Source organism: Thioclava marina (genome assembly GCF_002020135.1).
Lineage (GTDB): Bacteria > Pseudomonadota > Alphaproteobacteria > Rhodobacterales > Rhodobacteraceae > Thioclava > Thioclava marina.
On the sequence record NZ_MPZS01000001.1, the window covers coordinates 780627 to 797988 of the forward strand.

At 63.8% G+C, this 17362-nt stretch carries 16 protein-coding genes; 3 read left to right on the plus strand and 13 right to left on the minus strand.

Annotated elements, in window-relative coordinates:
- The 7 genes from BMG00_RS03700 to scpA all read right to left on the minus strand — a co-directional run bounded on the left by BMG00_RS03700 (position 1) and on the right by scpA (position 7832).
- Complete coding sequence (locus BMG00_RS03700; protein ID WP_078528849.1) at positions 1-1053, minus strand: ABC transporter permease; 1053 nt, start codon at positions 1051-1053, stop codon at positions 1-3.
- Position 1054: 1 nt separating this feature from the next.
- Entirely contained in the window at positions 1055-2650 is a 1596-nt protein-coding gene (locus BMG00_RS03705; RefSeq protein ID WP_078573417.1) for an ABC transporter substrate-binding protein, read from the minus strand.
- A gap of 234 nt (positions 2651-2884) precedes the next feature.
- Entirely contained in the window at positions 2885-3304 is a 420-nt protein-coding gene (locus BMG00_RS03710; RefSeq protein ID WP_245794942.1) for an AAA+ family ATPase, read from the minus strand.
- A gap of 32 nt (positions 3305-3336) precedes the next feature.
- Entirely contained in the window at positions 3337-4365 is a 1029-nt protein-coding gene (locus BMG00_RS03715) for an endonuclease/exonuclease/phosphatase family protein (protein ID WP_078573418.1), read from the minus strand.
- Positions 4365-5063 carry a molecular chaperone DjiA gene (locus BMG00_RS03720; protein ID WP_078528852.1) on the minus strand — a complete coding sequence of 233 codons (699 nt, stop codon included), beginning with the start codon at positions 5061-5063 and terminating at the stop codon, positions 4365-4367. Before BMG00_RS03720 ends, BMG00_RS03715 begins: the two co-directional genes overlap by 1 nt.
- A 17-nt stretch (positions 5064-5080) precedes the next feature.
- Positions 5081-5569, minus strand: a complete 489-nt coding sequence (locus tag BMG00_RS03725; protein WP_078573419.1) for a GNAT family N-acetyltransferase — start codon at positions 5567-5569, stop codon at positions 5081-5083.
- 133 nt (positions 5570-5702) lie between these two features.
- Positions 5703-7832, minus strand: coding sequence for a methylmalonyl-CoA mutase (scpA, locus tag BMG00_RS03730; protein WP_078528854.1), 2130 nt, complete (start codon positions 7830-7832; stop codon positions 5703-5705).
- A gap of 176 nt (positions 7833-8008) precedes the next feature.
- Here scpA and BMG00_RS03735 point away from each other — a divergent pair, with 176 nt between their 5' ends.
- The gene (locus tag BMG00_RS03735; protein ID WP_078528856.1) at positions 8009-8464 is read left to right on the plus strand and encodes a DUF4174 domain-containing protein; all 456 of its coding nucleotides are present in this window, start codon (positions 8009-8011) and stop codon (positions 8462-8464) included.
- A gap of 80 nt (positions 8465-8544) precedes the next feature.
- Here BMG00_RS03735 and BMG00_RS03740 read toward each other — a convergent pair whose 3' ends face one another.
- From BMG00_RS03740 to BMG00_RS03760, 5 genes are all read right to left on the minus strand, one after another.
- Positions 8545-10548 (minus strand): acetyl-CoA carboxylase biotin carboxylase subunit, encoded by a 2004-nt coding sequence (locus BMG00_RS03740; protein ID WP_078528858.1) that lies wholly within the window; start codon positions 10546-10548, stop codon positions 8545-8547.
- 152 nt (positions 10549-10700) lie between these two features.
- Entirely contained in the window at positions 10701-10907 is a 207-nt protein-coding gene (locus tag BMG00_RS03745; RefSeq protein WP_038072482.1) for a hypothetical protein, read from the minus strand.
- A 337-nt stretch (positions 10908-11244) separates the two neighbouring features.
- Entirely contained in the window at positions 11245-11637 is a 393-nt protein-coding gene (locus BMG00_RS03750) for a hypothetical protein (RefSeq protein WP_078573420.1), read from the minus strand.
- A gap of 514 nt (positions 11638-12151) precedes the next feature.
- Complete coding sequence (locus tag BMG00_RS03755) at positions 12152-12661, minus strand: DUF6497 family protein (RefSeq protein ID WP_245794943.1); 510 nt, start codon at positions 12659-12661, stop codon at positions 12152-12154.
- An 8-nt stretch (positions 12662-12669) separates the two neighbouring features.
- On the minus strand, positions 12670-14202 hold the full coding sequence (locus tag BMG00_RS03760; protein ID WP_078573421.1) for an acyl-CoA carboxylase subunit beta: 1533 nt from the start codon (positions 14200-14202) through the stop codon (positions 12670-12672).
- 189 nt (positions 14203-14391) lie between these two features.
- Between BMG00_RS03760 and BMG00_RS03765 the strand changes: the two genes are divergently transcribed.
- Positions 14392-15588 (plus strand): multidrug effflux MFS transporter, encoded by a 1197-nt coding sequence (locus BMG00_RS03765; protein WP_078573422.1) that lies wholly within the window; start codon positions 14392-14394, stop codon positions 15586-15588.
- A gap of 63 nt (positions 15589-15651) precedes the next feature.
- Positions 15652-17046 (plus strand): helix-turn-helix domain-containing protein, encoded by a 1395-nt coding sequence (locus BMG00_RS03770; RefSeq protein ID WP_078528864.1) that lies wholly within the window; start codon positions 15652-15654, stop codon positions 17044-17046.
- A gap of 61 nt (positions 17047-17107) precedes the next feature.
- On the opposite strand, the gene BMG00_RS03775 is transcribed toward BMG00_RS03770, so the two are convergent.
- Positions 17108-17353, minus strand: a complete 246-nt coding sequence (locus BMG00_RS03775) for an HP1242/YdcH family protein (protein WP_078528866.1) — start codon at positions 17351-17353, stop codon at positions 17108-17110.
- Positions 17354-17362 lie beyond the last annotated feature (9 nt).

Genomic DNA, 17362 nt, shown 5'->3' on the forward strand with positions numbered 1-17362 from the left:
TCATTTCTGGTTCCTCGTGCGGGCGTCAAGCAGCGTGTAGAGAAGATCGGAAAACATGTTCAGCCCGACGAAGATCGCGCCGATCACCAGCGTGCCGCCCAGCACCGCGTTCATATCCGCGTTCTGCAGCGAGTTGGTCAGGTATTGCCCGAGACCGGGCCAGGCGAAAACCGTCTCGGTCAGCACCGAACCTTCGAGCAGGTTGGCGTAACTCAGCGCCACCACCGTCACCAGCGGCACGGCGGCATTGCGCAGCGCCTGCACCCAGATGATGCGCCATTCCGGCACGCCCTTCACCCGCGCGGTGGTGATATATTCCTGCGCCAGTTCGTTGAGCATGAAGCTCCGCGTCATCCGGCTGATATAGGCCAGCGACAGGTAGCCCAGCAGCGAGGCGGGCAGGATGATATGCGAGAACACGTTGCGGAAGGCGGGCCATGCGCCCTGCATCGCCGTATCGAGCAGAAACAGCCCCGTCTTCGGCGTGAAATCGTATTCATAGGAGATATCGACCCGCCCGGGGCCGGAGATCAGGTCGAGCTTGAAGTAGAACAGCAACAGCCCCATCAACCCGAGCCAGAAGACCGGTGCCGAATAGCCCACAAGCCCCACGACCCGCACGATCTGGTCGATCAGCTTGCCCTGACGCACCGCCGCCCAGACCCCCATCGGAATGCCGAAAGCGGTGCCGATCACGATCGAGACCGTGGCGAGCTCCAGCGTGGCCGGGAAGACCCGCGCGATATCCTGAGAGATCGGACGCGTGGTCAGGTTCGAGGTGCCGAAATCGCCCTGGAAAACCTTCTGAAGCCAGATCCAGAACTGCTCGATCAGCGGTTTGTCGAGGCCGAGCGCGTGATAGGCGGCGTCATATTGCGCCTGTGTCGCGCGATCGCCCACGACCGAGAGCACCGGGTCCACCGGCACGACGCGTCCGATCAGGAAGGTCACGACGAGCAGGCCGAGGAATGTCACCGCCACCGTGCCCAGCGTCGAGACGAGCTTGCGAAGCCAGAGGGCGCCGCGGCGCCCCCTGATAGTCCGTGTCGTCATGTTACTTGGTCACATGCGCGAAGTTGTTGTCGTTGAAGGACGGCCCGACGATCACGCCCTCGACATTCTTTCGCTCGCCCATGACCTCGATCTCCTGTGCGTAGATCACGAAGGGACCGGCCTCCATGACCTTCTTCTGCTCGTCGACATACATCGCCGCGCGCTTGTCCGCATCGGGCTCGAGCATGGCCGCATCGGTCTCGGCGGTGAGCTCGGGAATATCCCAGGCGTTGCGCCAGGCCAGCGGCTTCGAGGTCGCGTCATCCGAATTGTCGGGGTTGTAGGCGAAGGTCGAGGCGTTGGTGTGGGGATCCTGGAAGTCCGGCCCCCAGCGGCCGATATAGATGTCGTGGTTGCGCGCGCGGTACTTGGTCAGCGTCTGCTTGCCATCGCCCGGGATCAGTTCCAGCTCCACGCCTGCCTGCGCCATCGTCTGCTGCATCGCCTGCGCCATCGCGGTGATCTCGGGCGTGTTGCGGGTGTCCATCGTCACCTTGAACCCGTCGGGAACCCCGGCTTCGGCCAGCAGCTCCTTGGCCTTCTCGATATTGAGCGAGAACGGGTTCTCGTTATAGGCGCCAAGGAAGCCCTCGGGCAGGAAACCCTGATGCACCTTCACCTTGCCGGCCATGATCGTGTTGGCGATCGTGTCGTAATCGACGAGATATTTCATCGCCTGACGGACCTGCGGCTTGGACAGGTATTCGTTCTTCTGGTTCATCCCGAGATAGTAGAGCGAGCCTTTCGCGCCGCTCTCGATCTTGACGTTCGGGTCGTCCTTGAGCGCCGCGATGTCCTCGGCGGTCAGGTTGCGCGCGATGTCGATATCGCCTTTTTCCAGCAGCAGGCGCTGGGTCGAGGTCTCGGGGATGTGGCGATAGATCACCCGCGCCATCGGCGGGGCATCGCCCGAATAATTCGCATTGCGCTCGAGGATCACCGCCTCGTTCGGGCGCCAGTCCTTGATCGTGAACGGGCCCGAGCCCGCATAGTTGGTCTTCAGCCAGCCATAGCCGAAATCGCCATCGGCCTCATGCTCCATCGCCAGTTTCTTGTCGACGACCGAGGCCACGGTCGCGGTCAGGCAGTAGAGCACAAGCGTCGGCGCATAGGCCTTGTCCATCTTGAAATCGAAGGTCATCGGGCCGGTCTGGACGATGTTTGCCTCGACATTCTCGGGCGTCATCCCGAGCTGACCGATGATGAAGGCGGGCGATTTGTTGAGCTTGACCGCGCGCACCAGCGAGAAGACCGCATCCTCGGCGGTGATCGGGTTGCCCGAGGCGAAGGTCCGGCCTTCCTTCATCTTGAAGGAGATCGTCTTGCCATCCTCCGAGACGGTCCAGCTTTCGGCCGCCTTGCCGAAGATATCGGCGACGTTCTTGGGATCATAGCCGATCAGCGTCTCATAGGTGTTGCCCGCGATCTCGGAGGCGGTGAATTCGAAGATCTCGGCGGGATCGAGCGAGATGATGTCGTCGATCGACCAAGCCTGGATCAGCGTGTCGGGCGGGGTCTCGGCAAAGGTGACGGCGGGCGTCGCGCCCAGCATCAGCGCGCTCAGCGCGACGCTGGCCAGAATACGGCTGTGAAGCATTGGGGTACCCTCTCTGTTGGTTTGGCGCGTCTTGTGAGCGCGCCTGATCCGGTGGATCCGGATTCGATACCCCGATTAACCGTCCGGTAAAAATTCCTGTCAAGCCGGAAGCGTCCCCGCCCCGGCGCGCGGCCCTGCGGACGCTGTCGCGAAATGCGCATCTCGCAGCCAAATGCTGGATTTTTCAGCCATTTTTGATCGACGAAAAGCGACATCCCCACGAAAAGAGTGCGCTCACAGGTCGATCGCCCCATCCGAATCCGGCTCAGGCAGATTGTCCGGCGGGAGGCTCTTGCGCGGCGCATCTTCCTCGGGCGGCTCCGTCAGGAGCGGCGGGGGCGGCGGCGCGTCCGTCTTGCGCCGCAAGATGATATCGCCATTCGAGAGACGCTCGGGCGCCTCGTAATTCTTCACGTCATCGATCAGCGCGAGGAACTGGCGCAGCTTCGGGCCGAGTTGAGACGCCGCCTCGCCCAGCCCTTTCTGCATCTCTTCGAGCTCGGGCTTCATATCATCGATCAGCCCGCGAAACAGCAGCTGCGCGCCCTCTTCGAGCAGCGAGAACCCGCGATCGACATCGCCCCCCTCCTCCTGCGCGGCAGCGGGAGAGACGATCAGCCCGAGGGCGAGAACCGAAACAAGCAAACGTGTCATGGCGGCAATCCTACGCGCTCGTGCTGAGAAAATCACGCCCCTTGCGCGACCGGCAGATCGAGATCGACGGTGACCGGAAAATGATCCGAGGCTTGCAGCAGCGCCTCGCGCAGCTCCGGCACACGGTAGATATGCGGATCGTCGAACGGGTGCCAGATCCGCCAGTGCCTGGCCTGCGACACTAGATCAGGCGAGAGCATCACGTAATCGAGCATCGCCGAGAAATACTGTTGCCGTTCGGGATGATAGAACCGCGCCGAGCTTGGCGCGGCAGAGGACCTGTGCACGTGGCTGAGGTGGGCGTGAGGGTCGTGCAGACGCGTCTCGTCCGGTCCGCCCTCTCCGGCGACGATCTCCACCGCCGAGCGCCCGAAGAGCTTTTCATATTCATCGAGCCCCGGGCCATCGTTGAAATCCCCAAGCACGATCAGGCTTTCGCCTGCGGCCAGATGCTCGTCGATCCGCCCGCGCAACCAGATCGCCTGCGCAAGCTGCTTGCGGCGGTTCTCGATGCCGATGCGGATTGCGGCCTCATGGCTCGTGGCCCCGTGCGGCGCCTTCGACTTGATATGCACACCGATCAGCCGGATCGTCTTGCCTGTCTTGGAGATAAGTTCGACCTCCAGAGGCGGCTTGGAGAACTCCACCGTATCGAGCCGCGCATCGATATCGAGGTCGATCTTCATCACCCCGTCAAAGCGCGGCCAGGTCTCGCTCGAACGCGGCTCGTGGCGCGCGCTCACCACATCGGGGTCATACATCAGCGCGATTTCCTGCTGCGTCTCGTTGGGAAACCCGATCAGCGCCTTGCGCTGGCGCAGCCCGTATTTCTCGGCAAAATGTTCGAGCATGCTCACCGTGTGATGGCGGTGGTTGTCGTCGGGCGCCTCGACCACCAGCAGCACATCGGCCTCGAGCGCGCTCATCACGATGCCGATCGCGCCCAGTTGCTCGCCCCGCGTGATCTGGTAGCGCGCCGACCATTGCTCATCCTCGAGCATCCGCCCCCGCTTGTCGAAAAGCGCGTTGAACCATTCGACATTCCAGGTCGCGACGCGCATCACGCGCCCGCTTGAGAGGCGCGGATTTCTTCCCAAGCCTTGTTGAGCGCGATCACCCGCGCCTCGGCAAGCTGCACCGCTTCTTTCGGCAGGCCTCGCGCGATGGCGCGGTCGGGATGGGCCTCGCGCACTTTCGCCCGCCAGGCCTTGCGCACCTCGTCGAGAGGCGTGCCGGGCTCCAGTTCCAGAACCGCCCAGGGGTCGGGATCGGCCTCGGCCACGAAGGCCGAACGCATCGCCCGGAAACAGCATTCCTCCAGCCCGAAGATCCGCGCGACCTCATGCAGGAAAGCGTCCTCGCCCTCGTGATATTCGCCATCGGCCAGCGCGATGAAGAACAGCCCCTCGAGCACGTCCTTCAGGACCGGCGCCCCGGGGCCGAACATCCGCGCGATCTTCGCGGCATAGGCGTCGAACCCCGCGACATCGGTGCGCGCCATGTCGAAGACGCGCGCGGCATTCGCCTCCTCGCCGGGCGGGATCTGGAAGATACGCCGGAAGGCCGCCACCTCGTCGCGGGTCACCTGCCCGTCGGCCTTCGCCATCTTCGCGCCCAAAGCGATGACCGCGATGGTGAAGGCGACCGAGCGTTCGGGCGGCGCGCGCAGATGATCGAACACGTCCGACAGCGCCTCGCCCCGCCCCAGGGCGGAGAGCGCCTGCGCAATGCGCGACCAGAGGGAAAGCGGCTTGTCCATAATGTGAGTTTAACGCCTCAGAGGATCTTTTGCATCAACACAAGATCGAGCCACCGGTCGAACTTGCGCCCGGCCTCGCGCACCCGGCCCGCCTCGACATAGCCAATCGCTGCGTGAAAGGCGATCCCGGCGGCATTTTCGCCCGACACGCCCCCCATCATGATATGGGCCCCCGCGCCGCGCGCATGCGCCTCGATCGTCTCCATCAGGGCGCGCCCCAAACCCCGCCCGCGCGCCTCGGACCCGAGGATGACCGTGTGCTCCATCGCATGAACGTAACCGTTGCCGCCCCGGAACTGGTCGTAGCTCGCAAATCCCGCAACCGCGCCCGAACCGGTCTCGGCCACGAAAAACTCCCGCCCCCTGCCACGCCGAGCCTCGATCATCTTCGCAAGGCTCTCGGGGGTTTTCTCCTCGCTCGAGAAGGTCACCGTTGTGTCACGGATGATCGGGTTCCAGATCGCGAGAAGAGCGGGCAGATCGGCGGTACGGGCGGGACGGATCATGGCAGTTGGCCTCGGGGAGGAAAGACCCGCGCAGGCTGCGTCGGAAACGCGAAAAGGGCAAGGTCTCCCCTGCCCTTCGAATTGGACAAAATATCCTCGGGGGGTCCGGGGGGCAGACAGCCCCCCGGCGCCATCAGCTGCGCGCCTGACGCACGATATCGAGGATCTCGCGTGCGGCGAGCGGGATATTGGTCCCCGGTCCGAAGATCGCTTTCACCCCGGCTTTCTTGAGGAAATCGTAATCCTGCTGCGGGATCACGCCGCCGCAGATCACGATGATATCCTCGGCGCCCTTCTCCTTGAGCGCCTCGATCAGCTTCGGTGCCAGCGTCTTGTGACCGGCGGCCTGCGACGAAATGCCAACCACGTGCACATCGTTGTCGATCGCGTCCTGTGCGGCTTCCTCGGGCGTCTGGAAGAGCGGGCCCACATCGACGTCGAACCCGATATCGGCAAAGGCGGTCGCGATCACCTTGGCGCCGCGATCATGGCCGTCCTGCCCCATCTTCACCACCAGCATGCGCGGGCGGCGGCCTTCTTCCTCGGCGAAGGTCTCCACGTCCTTCTGGATCTGCGCAAAGCCCTCATCGCCGTCATAGGCCGCGCCATAGACACCGGCGAGCGTCTTCACCTCGGCCCGGTGACGGCCGAACACCTTTTCCATCGCCATCGAGATTTCTCCCACAGAGGCCCGGGCGCGCGCAGCTTCCACCGCCGCCTCGAGCAGGTTGCCTCCCTCGGACGCACGCCGCGTCAGTTCTTCGAGCGCCGCCTGACAGGCCGCCTCGTCGCGGGTCGCGCGCATCTTCTCGAGCCGCGCGATCTGGGCCTCGCGCACCTTCACGTTGTCGATATCGAGAATGTCGATCGGGTCTTCCTTCGCGAGGCGGTACTTGTTCACCCCCACGATCACCTCTTCGCCGCGGTCGATCATCGCCTGACGCCGCGCCGCCGATTCCTCGATACGCAGTTTCGGCATGCCCGAGGCCACGGCCTTGGTCATGCCGCCCATCTCCTCGACCTCCTCGATCAGCTTCCACGCCTCCTCGGCGAGCTTCGCGGTCAGCGTCTCGACATAATAGGAGCCCGCGAGCGGATCGACGACATTGGTGATGCCGGTCTCTTCCTGCAGGATCAGCTGCGTGTTGCGCGCAATCCGGGCCGAAAATTCGGTGGGCAGCGCAATCGCCTCGTCGAGCGCGTTGGTGTGCAGCGACTGGGTGCCCCCCAGCGCCGCCGCCATCGCCTCGTAAGCGGTGCGCACGACGTTGTTGTAGGGGTCCTGCTCCTGCAGGCTCACGCCCGAGGTCTGGCAGTGCGTGCGCAGCATCATCGAGCCGGGTTTCTTCGGCTCGAATTCCGACATGATGCGATGCCACAGCATCCGCGCCGCGCGCAGCTTCGCGACTTCCATGAAGAAGTTCATCCCGATCGCGAAGAAGAACGACAGACGGCCTGCGAACTTGTCGACATCCATCCCCGCCTTGATCGCGGTGCGCACATATTCGCGCCCGTCAGCCAGCGTGTAGGCGAGCTCCTGCACGAGGTTCGCGCCCGCTTCCTGCATGTGGTAGCCCGAGATCGAGATCGAGTTGAACTTCGGCATCTCGTTCGAGGTGTATTCGATGATATCCGCGATGATCCGCATCGAGGGCTCGGGCGGATAGATATAGGTGTTGCGGACCATGAACTCCTTGAGGATGTCGTTCTGGATCGTGCCCGACAGCACCGCGCGATCATGGCCCTGCTCTTCGCCGGTGACGATGAAATTCGCCAGAACCGGGATCACCGCGCCGTTCATCGTCATCGAGACCGACACCTTGTCGAGCGGAATGCCGTCGAACAGGATCTTCATGTCCTCGACGCTGTCGATCGCCACACCGGCCTTGCCGACATCGCCCACCACGCGCGGGTGATCGGAATCGTAGCCGCGGTGCGTCGCGAGGTCGAAGGCCACCGACACGCCCTGCTGACCGGCAGCGAGCGCCTTGCGATAGAAGGCGTTCGACTCCTCGGCCGTCGAAAAGCCCGCATATTGCCGGATCGTCCAGGGGCGACCAGCATACATCGTCGCGCGCGGACCACGGGTGAAGGGCGCAAGCCCCGGCATCGTGCCGAGATGATCGAGCCCGGCCGTGTCCTCTTCGGTATAGAGCGGCTTGACCTCGATCCCCTCCAGCGTCTGCCAGTTGAGATCCTCGAGCGGCTTGCCGCGCAGCTCCTTCTCGGCGAGGTTACGCCATTCCTCTTTCTTGTCCGTCATGGCCTTGTCCTTCTTCCACTCACGCCGCGGCGGGGTGTGCCCCCGCATCTGCGGTCATCTGGTCTCAGTCAACTTGCTCCGCGTGCCCGAAAGGTGCGGAAAATCGCGATAATTCGTGCCGCCCGGCATGGTGCGAGGCCCCGGGCGTGCCTATATTCAGGATCAAAGAGGAGCCGATGACCCCACGTTTGACCCTTGGAATCGCTGCGTTTCTCGCATGGCTGCCCTTTGGCGCCATGGCGCAGGACGCGCCCGTCCCGCTGGCCGCCCCCTTCGCGCCCATCTCGGGTGCCGACGCAGATCTCGATGCGCTGAAATGGCAGGCCCGGCCCATCGTCGTCTTCGCCGACAGCGCGCTCGATCCCGCCTTCAAGGAACAGATGCGATATCTCGAGACGAGCTGGCCCGAGCTGGCCGCACGCGACGTGGTCGTCATCACCGATACCAGCCCCGATCCGGCCAGCGACATCCGCACCAAGCTGCGCCCGCGCGGCTTCTCGCTCGTGATCATCGCCAAGGACGGCACGGTGAACCTGCGCAAACCCGCCCCCTGGGACGCGCGCGAGATCCTGCGCTCGATCGACAAGATGCCGATCCGGCGCGAGGAGATGCGCGAGATGCGCGGCTTCTGAGCACGCCCCATAGGGGCGCGCCCCGCCGTGGCGGGATCGGCCGGTTGCCCGACCTCCCTATGCCACGGCGCGATCGCCACTTATTCGAACTCCATGATGATGTCGTCCACGGCAAGGCTCGCGCCCGCCTCGGCATTGACCTTCTTCACGATGCCCTTCTTCTCGGCGCGCAGGATGTTTTCCATCTTCATCGCCTCGACGGTGGCCAACGCCTGACCTTCCTGCACCTCGTCGCCCTCGGCCACGTTGATCTTCACCACCAGACCCGGCATCGGGCAGAGCAGGAATTTCGACGTATCCGGCGGCAGTTTCACCGGCATCAGCTGCGCAAGCTCGTGCTGGCGCGGGGTGCGGACATGGACCTTGAGATCGGCACCGCGCACGCGGATGCGGAAGCCCATCGGCACCTTGCCGACCTTGAGCACCAGCGGCGCGCCATCGACGCTCAGTTTCGCCAGCGGTTGGCCCGGGGTCCAGTCGCTCTCGACGCGCATCTCGTCACCATCCTCGAAGATGACGGTAGAGCCCTGCTTGTCGGCATTGACGGTGAGCGGGAAGCTCTCGCCCTGAAGCGAAACGACCCAGTTCTTGCCCACCATGCGCTCGTGATTGCCCAGCGTTCCGGAAATCTTCGTGCGGCGGATCTCGGCCACACGCTCCATCGCGGCGGTGGCGGCGGCGACACGGCGCAGCATGTGCTGCGACAGCGTCACGCCCTCGAAGCCCTCGGGATATTCCTCGGCGATGAAGGCGGTGGTGATATTGCCGGTCACGAAGCGGTCGTGATCCATCACCGCGGCGCAGAACGGCAGGTTGTGACCGATCCCCTCCACCTCGAACGTATCGAGCGCGAGACGCATCTCCTCGATCGCCTCTTCGCGGGTCGGAGCCCAGGTGCAGAGCTTGGCGATCATCGGGTCGTAGAACATCGAGATCTCGCCGCCCTCATAGACGCCGGTATCGTTGCGCACGATGCCACCCGTGGACGACTGGCCTTCCACCGGCGGGCGGTAGCGGGTCAGACGACCGATCGAGGGCAGGAAGTTGCGGTAAGGGTCCTCGGCGTAGAGACGGCTCTCGATCGCCCAGCCGTGGATGCCGATATCCTTCTGCTCGAAGGGCAGCTTCTCGCCATCGGCCACGCGGATCATCTGCTCGACAAGGTCGATGCCGGTGATCAGCTCGGTAACGGGGTGTTCCACCTGCAGACGGGTGTTCATCTCGAGGAAGTAGAAGTTCTTCTCGCCATCGACGATGAATTCCACGGTGCCCGCGCTGGTGTAATCCACGGCCTTGGCCAGAGCCACGGCCTGCTCGCCCATCGCCTTGCGGGTCTCGGGGTCGAGGAAGGGCGAGGGCGCCTCTTCGATGACCTTCTGGTTACGGCGCTGGATCGAGCATTCACGCTCGTTCAGGTAGACGCAGTTGCCGTGCTTGTCGGCCAGCACCTGGATCTCGATGTGGCGCGGCTGCGTGACGAATTTCTCGATGAAGATACGATCGTCGCCGAAGCTGTTCGCGGCTTCGTTCTTCGAGGACTGGAAGCCCTCGCGCGCTTCCTCGGCGTTCCACGCGATCCGCATCCCCTTGCCGCCACCACCGGCGGAGGCCTTGATCATCACCGGGTAGCCGATCTGATCCGAGATCTTCACCGCCTCGTCCGCATCCTCGATCAGCCCCATGTAACCGGGAACGGTCGAGACGCCCGCTTCCTGCGCGAGCTTCTTCGAGGTGATCTTGTCGCCCATCGCCTCGATCGCGCCCGAGGGCGGCCCGATGAAGGCAACGCCCTCTTTCTCGAGCGCTTCGGCGAATTTCATGTTCTCCGACAGGAAGCCGTAGCCCGGGTGCACCGCTTCGGCGCCGGTCTGACGGATCGCGTCCATGATCTTGTCGATCACGATATAAGACTGGTTCGCGGGGGGCGGACCGATATGGACGGCCTCGTCGGCCATCTGGACATGCAGCGCCTGCGCATCGGCATCGGAATAGACGGCGACCGTCTTGATGCCCATCTTCTGCGCCGACTTGATGACGCGGCAGGCGATCTCGCCACGGTTGGCGATCAGGATTTTCTTGAACATGTCAGGTCCTTCCCTTCCGGCGCGGGAGGGGCATCCCCCCGCCCCGCTTGTCGTGTTCTTGATGAGAGACAAAAGAAAAACCGCCACCGGGGCAGTCAGCCCCGATGACGGTCGCATTCGTGATCGACGCGGTCAGAGCCGCGCGGTCGAACTCAGTAGCTCGGCGAACAGACGCCGGCGTCGTCGCAATAGGTGCCCGCGAGCGCGCCGAGGGCCGCACCGGCGACGATGTTGTTGTCGGTCGCATCCGCGATGACCGCGCCGCCGGCCGCACCGGCGAGGGCGCGCTGGCCATCGGTTTGCATGCAGCCCGCGAGAGCGAGACCGGCAACGAGAAGAAGGATCGGGGTTTTGCGCATGAGAGACTGCCTCCGTGAGCGATTATCGTTGCGCCGATTTTTATCGCGATCGCGTGAAAAGCCAACGCAAAAGTGACGCGCGAAAGCGTCGCATCGCGCGCATCGGCAGCACACCGCTCATTCCCCGACCGAACAGAGGAAAAAGTCTGCGGCCCGACCATCAGATCAGGCCGCAGATAAAGGGAAGGGGTAGGGATTTTACGCGGTCCACGAATAAAGGGGACAATGTGGCCCGCCCCTTGAACTTGGGCGCTCGGCTCGCGGATTGCAAAGGCGAAATCGCCACAACCCTGAGGGTCGGCGCTTTGCTGCCAATGCGCGTTTTCCACGAGCGGATTCATGCCCAGTCCTCATCCTCGTCTTCATCGAACTCGAATGCGCCCGGATCGGCGAAAACTTCCGGGAAAGAGGCTTCCGCCCGCTTCACGTCGATGCGCAGCAGCGCCTCGTAGCTTTCGGGATCGAACGGGTCTTCGGCCGGGACGACCTCTCGGCCGAACAGCCAGCTGATCCGGCCCGCGTCGAGATTGCCGCGCTCGAACGGCTCTTCGCCGAAATGGGTCCACAGCGCGGCCATGAAGCCCGCATCGGCCTTGCGATCCGCGCTCGCCCGGTCGGCGTAACGCTCACGGCGGATGATCTTCGTCGCGCCCTTCTTGTTGGCGCGGCGAATGGTGAACTGGAAATCGGTCGAGGGCAGACGCCCCGGGAACCCGCGATGCTTCAGCACGATGCACCCTCCCCTGCGGCCCTGCGCAAACCGCAGCGAGCGACGATGCAGCACGCATCGCGCGTCAACGCATAAGCCAATGGATTTTCATGAGATTTGATCCGCCCACGGCGCTTTGCCCGGGCATGGATCGGGTCAGCCGGGGCGAGGTACAGGCGTCCTCGCCCCGTGCTGGGATTACTTGTACTTGCCGGTGTAGACCGGCTCAGCGGTAACCGGGGCCGCGGGCTCGGGCTTGGGCGCACAAGCTGCGACGAAGGCAACGAGAGCCAGCGCGATGAGAGCTTTCGACATGTCGTTCTCCTGTCCGTGGACGCCATGGGACCAAAACCGGCCACCTGTGCGCCCTCAAGTTCCGGGAAGGGAGGATTCCCGTTCCCGAACGACAGGTTAGCCCGCAAAGCGAAATCACGGAAGCGCGATTTCATCGTGAGCGACCCGGCCCTCCCGATGGCGCGCGACGCCACGGCCGACGCGTCTGCGCCCGCTGCGTGATCTGTCCGGCTTTGCGCCATCAGTAGAACTCCCATACGCATTTCCCGTCCTCGACCGAGAAACTGTCGAAATATTGCACCGCCTCGGGAGCGGCTTCTCCGAACGCGACCACCCTGTCCGAGAGGCTCACGATCACCTGTTCGGGCTCGGGCGCGGGGCTGGCCAGTCGCGGCGCGACCCATCCGTTGCACAGCGCCTCGATATCCCCCAGCGCGATCTCGGGCGCGAGCGGGCTCGGCCCTCCGATCTGCGGCGCGAGAAAGCGGAACCGATAGGTCAGACCATTCGTCCCGGCAGCCGTGTGGATCACGTCGACCCACCAGACCTTCTGCCCCGAAGGCACCGGGATCGCCTTGCCCTGCGTGCCGTCGGGCCCGTCGCCGGGTCCCAGATCGTCCGGGTGCATCAACAGCCCGTAATCGGGAACCGGCGAGACCTCGCGCAGCTCCTGCGCCATGGCGGGGCACGCCAGAACCAGCCCGGCCAGAAGACCGGCAATGCCGTTCAAAGTCGCGCGCCTCGCCTCCATTCGCCTCCTCAGAGCGGGATGTTGTCGTGCTTCTTCCACGGGTTGGTGAGCTTCTTCGAACGCAGCGATGCGAAGGCACGTGCCACCCGGCGGCGCGTCGAGCGCGGCTGGATCACCTCGTCGATGAAGCCCTTCTCGGCCGCCACGAACGGGTTCGCGAAACGGTCCTCGTAGTTCTGCGTCCGCGCCGCGATCTTCTCGGCATCGCCCAGTTCAGACCGGTAGAGGATCTCGACCGCACCCTTCGCGCCCATCACAGCGATCTCGGCAGTGGGCCAGGCGTAGTTGAAATCGCCCCGCAGGTGTTTCGAGGCCATGACGTCGTAAGCGCCGCCATAGGCCTTGCGGGTGATCACGGTCACTTTCGGCACCGTGGCCTCGCCATAGGCGAACAGCAGTTTCGCGCCGTGCTTGATGACGCCGTTATATTCCTGGCTGGTGCCCGGCAGGAAGCCCGGCACGTCCACGAGCGTCAGGATCGGAATTTCGAACGCGTCGCAGAAGCGCACGAAGCGTGCAGCCTTGCGGCTCGAATCGATGTCCAGACAGCCCGCCAGCACCATCGGCTGGTTCGCCACGACACCCACGGTCTGACCTTCGAGACGGATGAAACCGGTGATGATATTGCCCGCGTAATCCTTCTGGATCTCGAAGAAATCACCCTCGTCGGCGATCTTCAGGATGAGTTCCTTCATATCGTAGGGCGTGTTCGGGTTCGACGGGATCAACGTGTCGAGCGACGCCTCGATCCGGTCCACCTCGTCGAAGAACGGACGCACCGGCGCCTTTTCACGGTTCGACAGCGGCAGGAAGTCGATCAGGCGACGGGTTTCGAACAGCGCCTCGACATCGTTTTCATAGGCACCGTCGGCGACCGAGCTTTTCTTGGTATGGGTGGAGGCGCCGCCCAACTCCTCGGCGGTGACGACCTCGTTGGTCACCGTCTTCACCACGTCGGGGCCGGTCACGAACATGTAGGACGAATCCTTCACCATGAAGATGAAGTCGGTCATCGCGGGCGAGTAGACGGCGCCGCCCGCACAGGGGCCCATGATCAGCGAGATCTGCGGAACCACGCCCGAGGCCATGATATTGCGCTGGAACACGTCGGCATAACCTGCGAGCGACGCCACGCCTTCCTGAATGCGCGCCCCGCCCGAATCGTTGATCCCGATGACCGGCGCGCCGTTCTGCACCGCCATATCCATGATCTTGCAGATCTTCTCGGCATGGGTTTCCGACAGCGAACCGCCGAACACGGTGAAGTCCTGCGAGAACACGTAGACCATACGGCCGTTCACGGTTCCCCAGCCGGTGACGACGCCGTCGCCATAGGGCTTGCTCTCTTCCATCCCGAAATCGGTGCAGCGATGGGTCTTGAACATGTCGAACTCTTCGAAAGAGCCCTCGTCCAACAGCAACTCGATGCGCTCGCGCGCGGTCAGCTTGCCCTTCTTGTGCTGCGCTTCGATGCGTTTCTCGCCGCCACCAAGGCGGGCTTCGGCGCGACGGTGCTCCAGCTCGTTCAGGATGTCTCTCATGAGGGTCCTCCGAATATTTTCAGGCACCCTATGCCAGACGCAACAATCTTACAAAGGGGATTCGAGAAAATTTGCAAATTATTGGCAGAAGCACGATCGCGAATTGCATAACTGCGAACACGGCCCTTCTTTGTGCCAGACACAATTTCCGCGATGGACAGGTCCTACGCGCGGCCCTAGCGATTTTCCATGACCTATCTCGACCGCCGCTCACCTCCGCATCTGTCGACCCTCGTGCTCGTCTCGGGGATGGCGGCGTTGTCGCTCAATATCTTCCTGCCCTCCCTGCCCGGCATGGCACGTCATTTCGGCGTCGATTACGCGCTGATGCAACTGTCGGTCTCCGCCTACCTCGCGGTCTCGGCGGGTTTCCAGTTCGTGATCGGCCCGGTCTCGGACCGGTTCGGCCGCCGCCCGGTCCTGATCTCGATGCTGGCGCTGTTCGTGGCCGCGACCATCGGGACGCTTCTGGCGTCGAACGCACATGTCTTCCTCGCCTTCCGATTGCTTCAGGCCTGCGTGACGACGGCCTTCGTCCTGTCGCGCGCTGCCGTGCGGGACATGGTGCCGGGGCCGCAGGCCGCCTCGATGATCGGCTATGTCACGATGGGCATGTCGCTGGTGCCGATGATCGGCCCGGTAATCGGCGGGATTTTCGATCAATGGTTCGGATGGCAGGCGAATTTCCTGATGCTGCTGGTCTGCGGGCTGGCGGTGCTCGCGCTGGTCTGGGCCGATATGGGCGAGACCGCAACCGGCAGCGGACTGGGCTTCGCCGATCAGCTGCGTGCCTATCCGACCCTGCTGCGCTCGCAACGCTTCTGGGGCTATTGCCTCTCGGCGGCCTTCGCCTCGGGGCTGTTCTTCGCCTATCTGGGCGGCGCGCCCTTCGTCGGCACGCGGGTCTTCGGGCTGAGTTCGGCACAGGTCGGGCTCTATTTCGCGCTGCCCGCGGTGGGCTATGGGCTGGGCAACTTCCTCTCCGGGCGCTTCGCGGCGCATCTGGGGATGGACCGGATGGTTCTGATCGGAACGTCGGTCTCGACCTCGGCATTGGTCGCGGCGCTTCTGGCCGAACTGACAGGCGCCTCGCACCCTTTGATCTTCTTCGGCGCGGTCGGCGTCACCGGCCTCGGCAACGGGCTTTCGCTTCCCTCGGCCACCGCCGGATTGATGTCCGTGCGCCCGGAACTCGCAGGAACCGCCTCGGGGCTGGGCGCCACGCTGATGATCGGAGGAGGTGCTGCGCTTTCGGCCCTGTCCGGAGCGCTCCTCCATCCCGGATCCGGTGCGCTGCCGCTGATCCTCGTGATGCTCGCCTCCTCAGCCGCCTCGGTGGCGGCCATCCTCTGGGTCCGCGCCCGTCAGGCCAGGCTCGGGCTGTGACGCCGGATTGACCGGCAATCTTTGCAAAGCTATCAATACCTTTGCAAAGGGAAGGCGGCACACATGGCGACACAGAAACTCTATGCTGGGGTGAAGCTGCGCGAGACCCGCACGCGAATCGGGCTCACGCAGAAAGCCTTCGCCGAGCGCCTGGGTGTCTCATTGCCCTATCTCAACCAGATGGAGAACAATCACCGGCCCGTTTCGGCTCAGGTGGTTCTGGCACTGGCGGGAGAGTTCGGCCTCGACGTGACAGAACTCTCGGCGGGCGATGCGGAACGCCTGGTCTCGGACATGCGCGAGGCGCTGGCCGATCCGATCTTTTCAGATGGCGCGCCGCCGCTCGCCGATCTGCGCCTTGCCGCCTCGAACGCGCCGGCCCTCGCGCGCTCTTTCCTTGAATTGCACCGCGCCTATCGCCAGACCCATGAGCGCCTTGCCTCGCTTGACGAAGCCTTGGGCCGCGAAGGTGCGCAAACGGTGGTTTCGCCTTGGGAAGAGGTGCGTGACTTCTTTCACTATTGCGACAATTACATAGACGCGGTGGATCGCGCCGCCGAGCACTATTCCTGTCGCGATGGAAAACGGTTGGACCCGATTCCTCATGCAATCGACACCCTCGCGAAACGGGGCATCGACGTTCAGTTTTCCGACATTTCCCAGCTGCGCGAACGCGAGGGCAACCGGCTCTTGATTAACGCCCATGCGGGCCGCCCGACACAGGCCTTCCAGCTTCTCCATCAAGTCGCGCTCCTGACGCAAAACGACTTGCTGGAGGCCACGCTCGACCTCGCACGCTTCCAGTCCGATACCGCACGCGCCATCGCCAAGATCGGGCTCGCTAATTATTTCGCGGGCGCGGCGCTCCTGCCCTACCGCCCCTTCCTCGAGGCCGCGCAGGATACCCGTCACGATCTCGAACGGCTTTGCGACATCTTCACCGCCTCGACCGAGCAGGTCGCCCACCGGCTCTCGACCCTCCAACGCCCGGGCGCGAAGGGCATTCCCTTCTTCTTCGTGCGCGTCGATCAGGCCGGCACGATCACCAAGCGCCATTCCGCAACGCGCCTGCAATTCGCCCGGTTCGGCGGCGCCTGCCCGCTCTGGAATGTCCATCAGGCCTTTGAAACACCAACGAAATTCCTCCGCCAACTGGCCGAGACCCCCGATGGCGTGCGCTACCTCTGCCTTGCCCGCGACGTGTCGAAATCGGGCGGCAGCTTCACTGCGCCCGTGCGGCGGTATGCAATCTGTCTGGGCTGCGAGGTGAGCCACGCGAAAGGGCTCGTCTATGCCGATGACATGGAGCTTGGAAACCCGAAGGCCTACCAGCCGATCGGTATTTCCTGCCGGATCTGCGAGCGCAAGGACTGCCATCAGCGCTCCGTTCCGCCGCTCGAACGCCGCTTGCGGGTCGATCCAGACCATCGCGGGCTGCTGCCCTACGATATCGCATGAGAAAACGCCCCGGGACCTCAGCCCCGGGGCGCTCCACTCGTGTCCCTCACTCGCACGTCACTCAGGCGGGGGCGGCACTCAACATCCGCGCGATCTCATCCTTGATCGCAGCCCGCTGCTTGCGCAGCTCGGTCTCGGCAAGCGCCTCCATCGGTTCGACATTGGTCTCTGCCCGATGAACGCGGGTATTGAGCGCGTCATACTCATCAAGCAGTTTTGCAAAATGGGCATTCGCGATTTTCAGCTCGTGAATCTGCTCCAGTTGCGTGGGGAATTCTTCTTGCAGCGTGTGCGGCGTGTTGGCCATCTTGCTCCC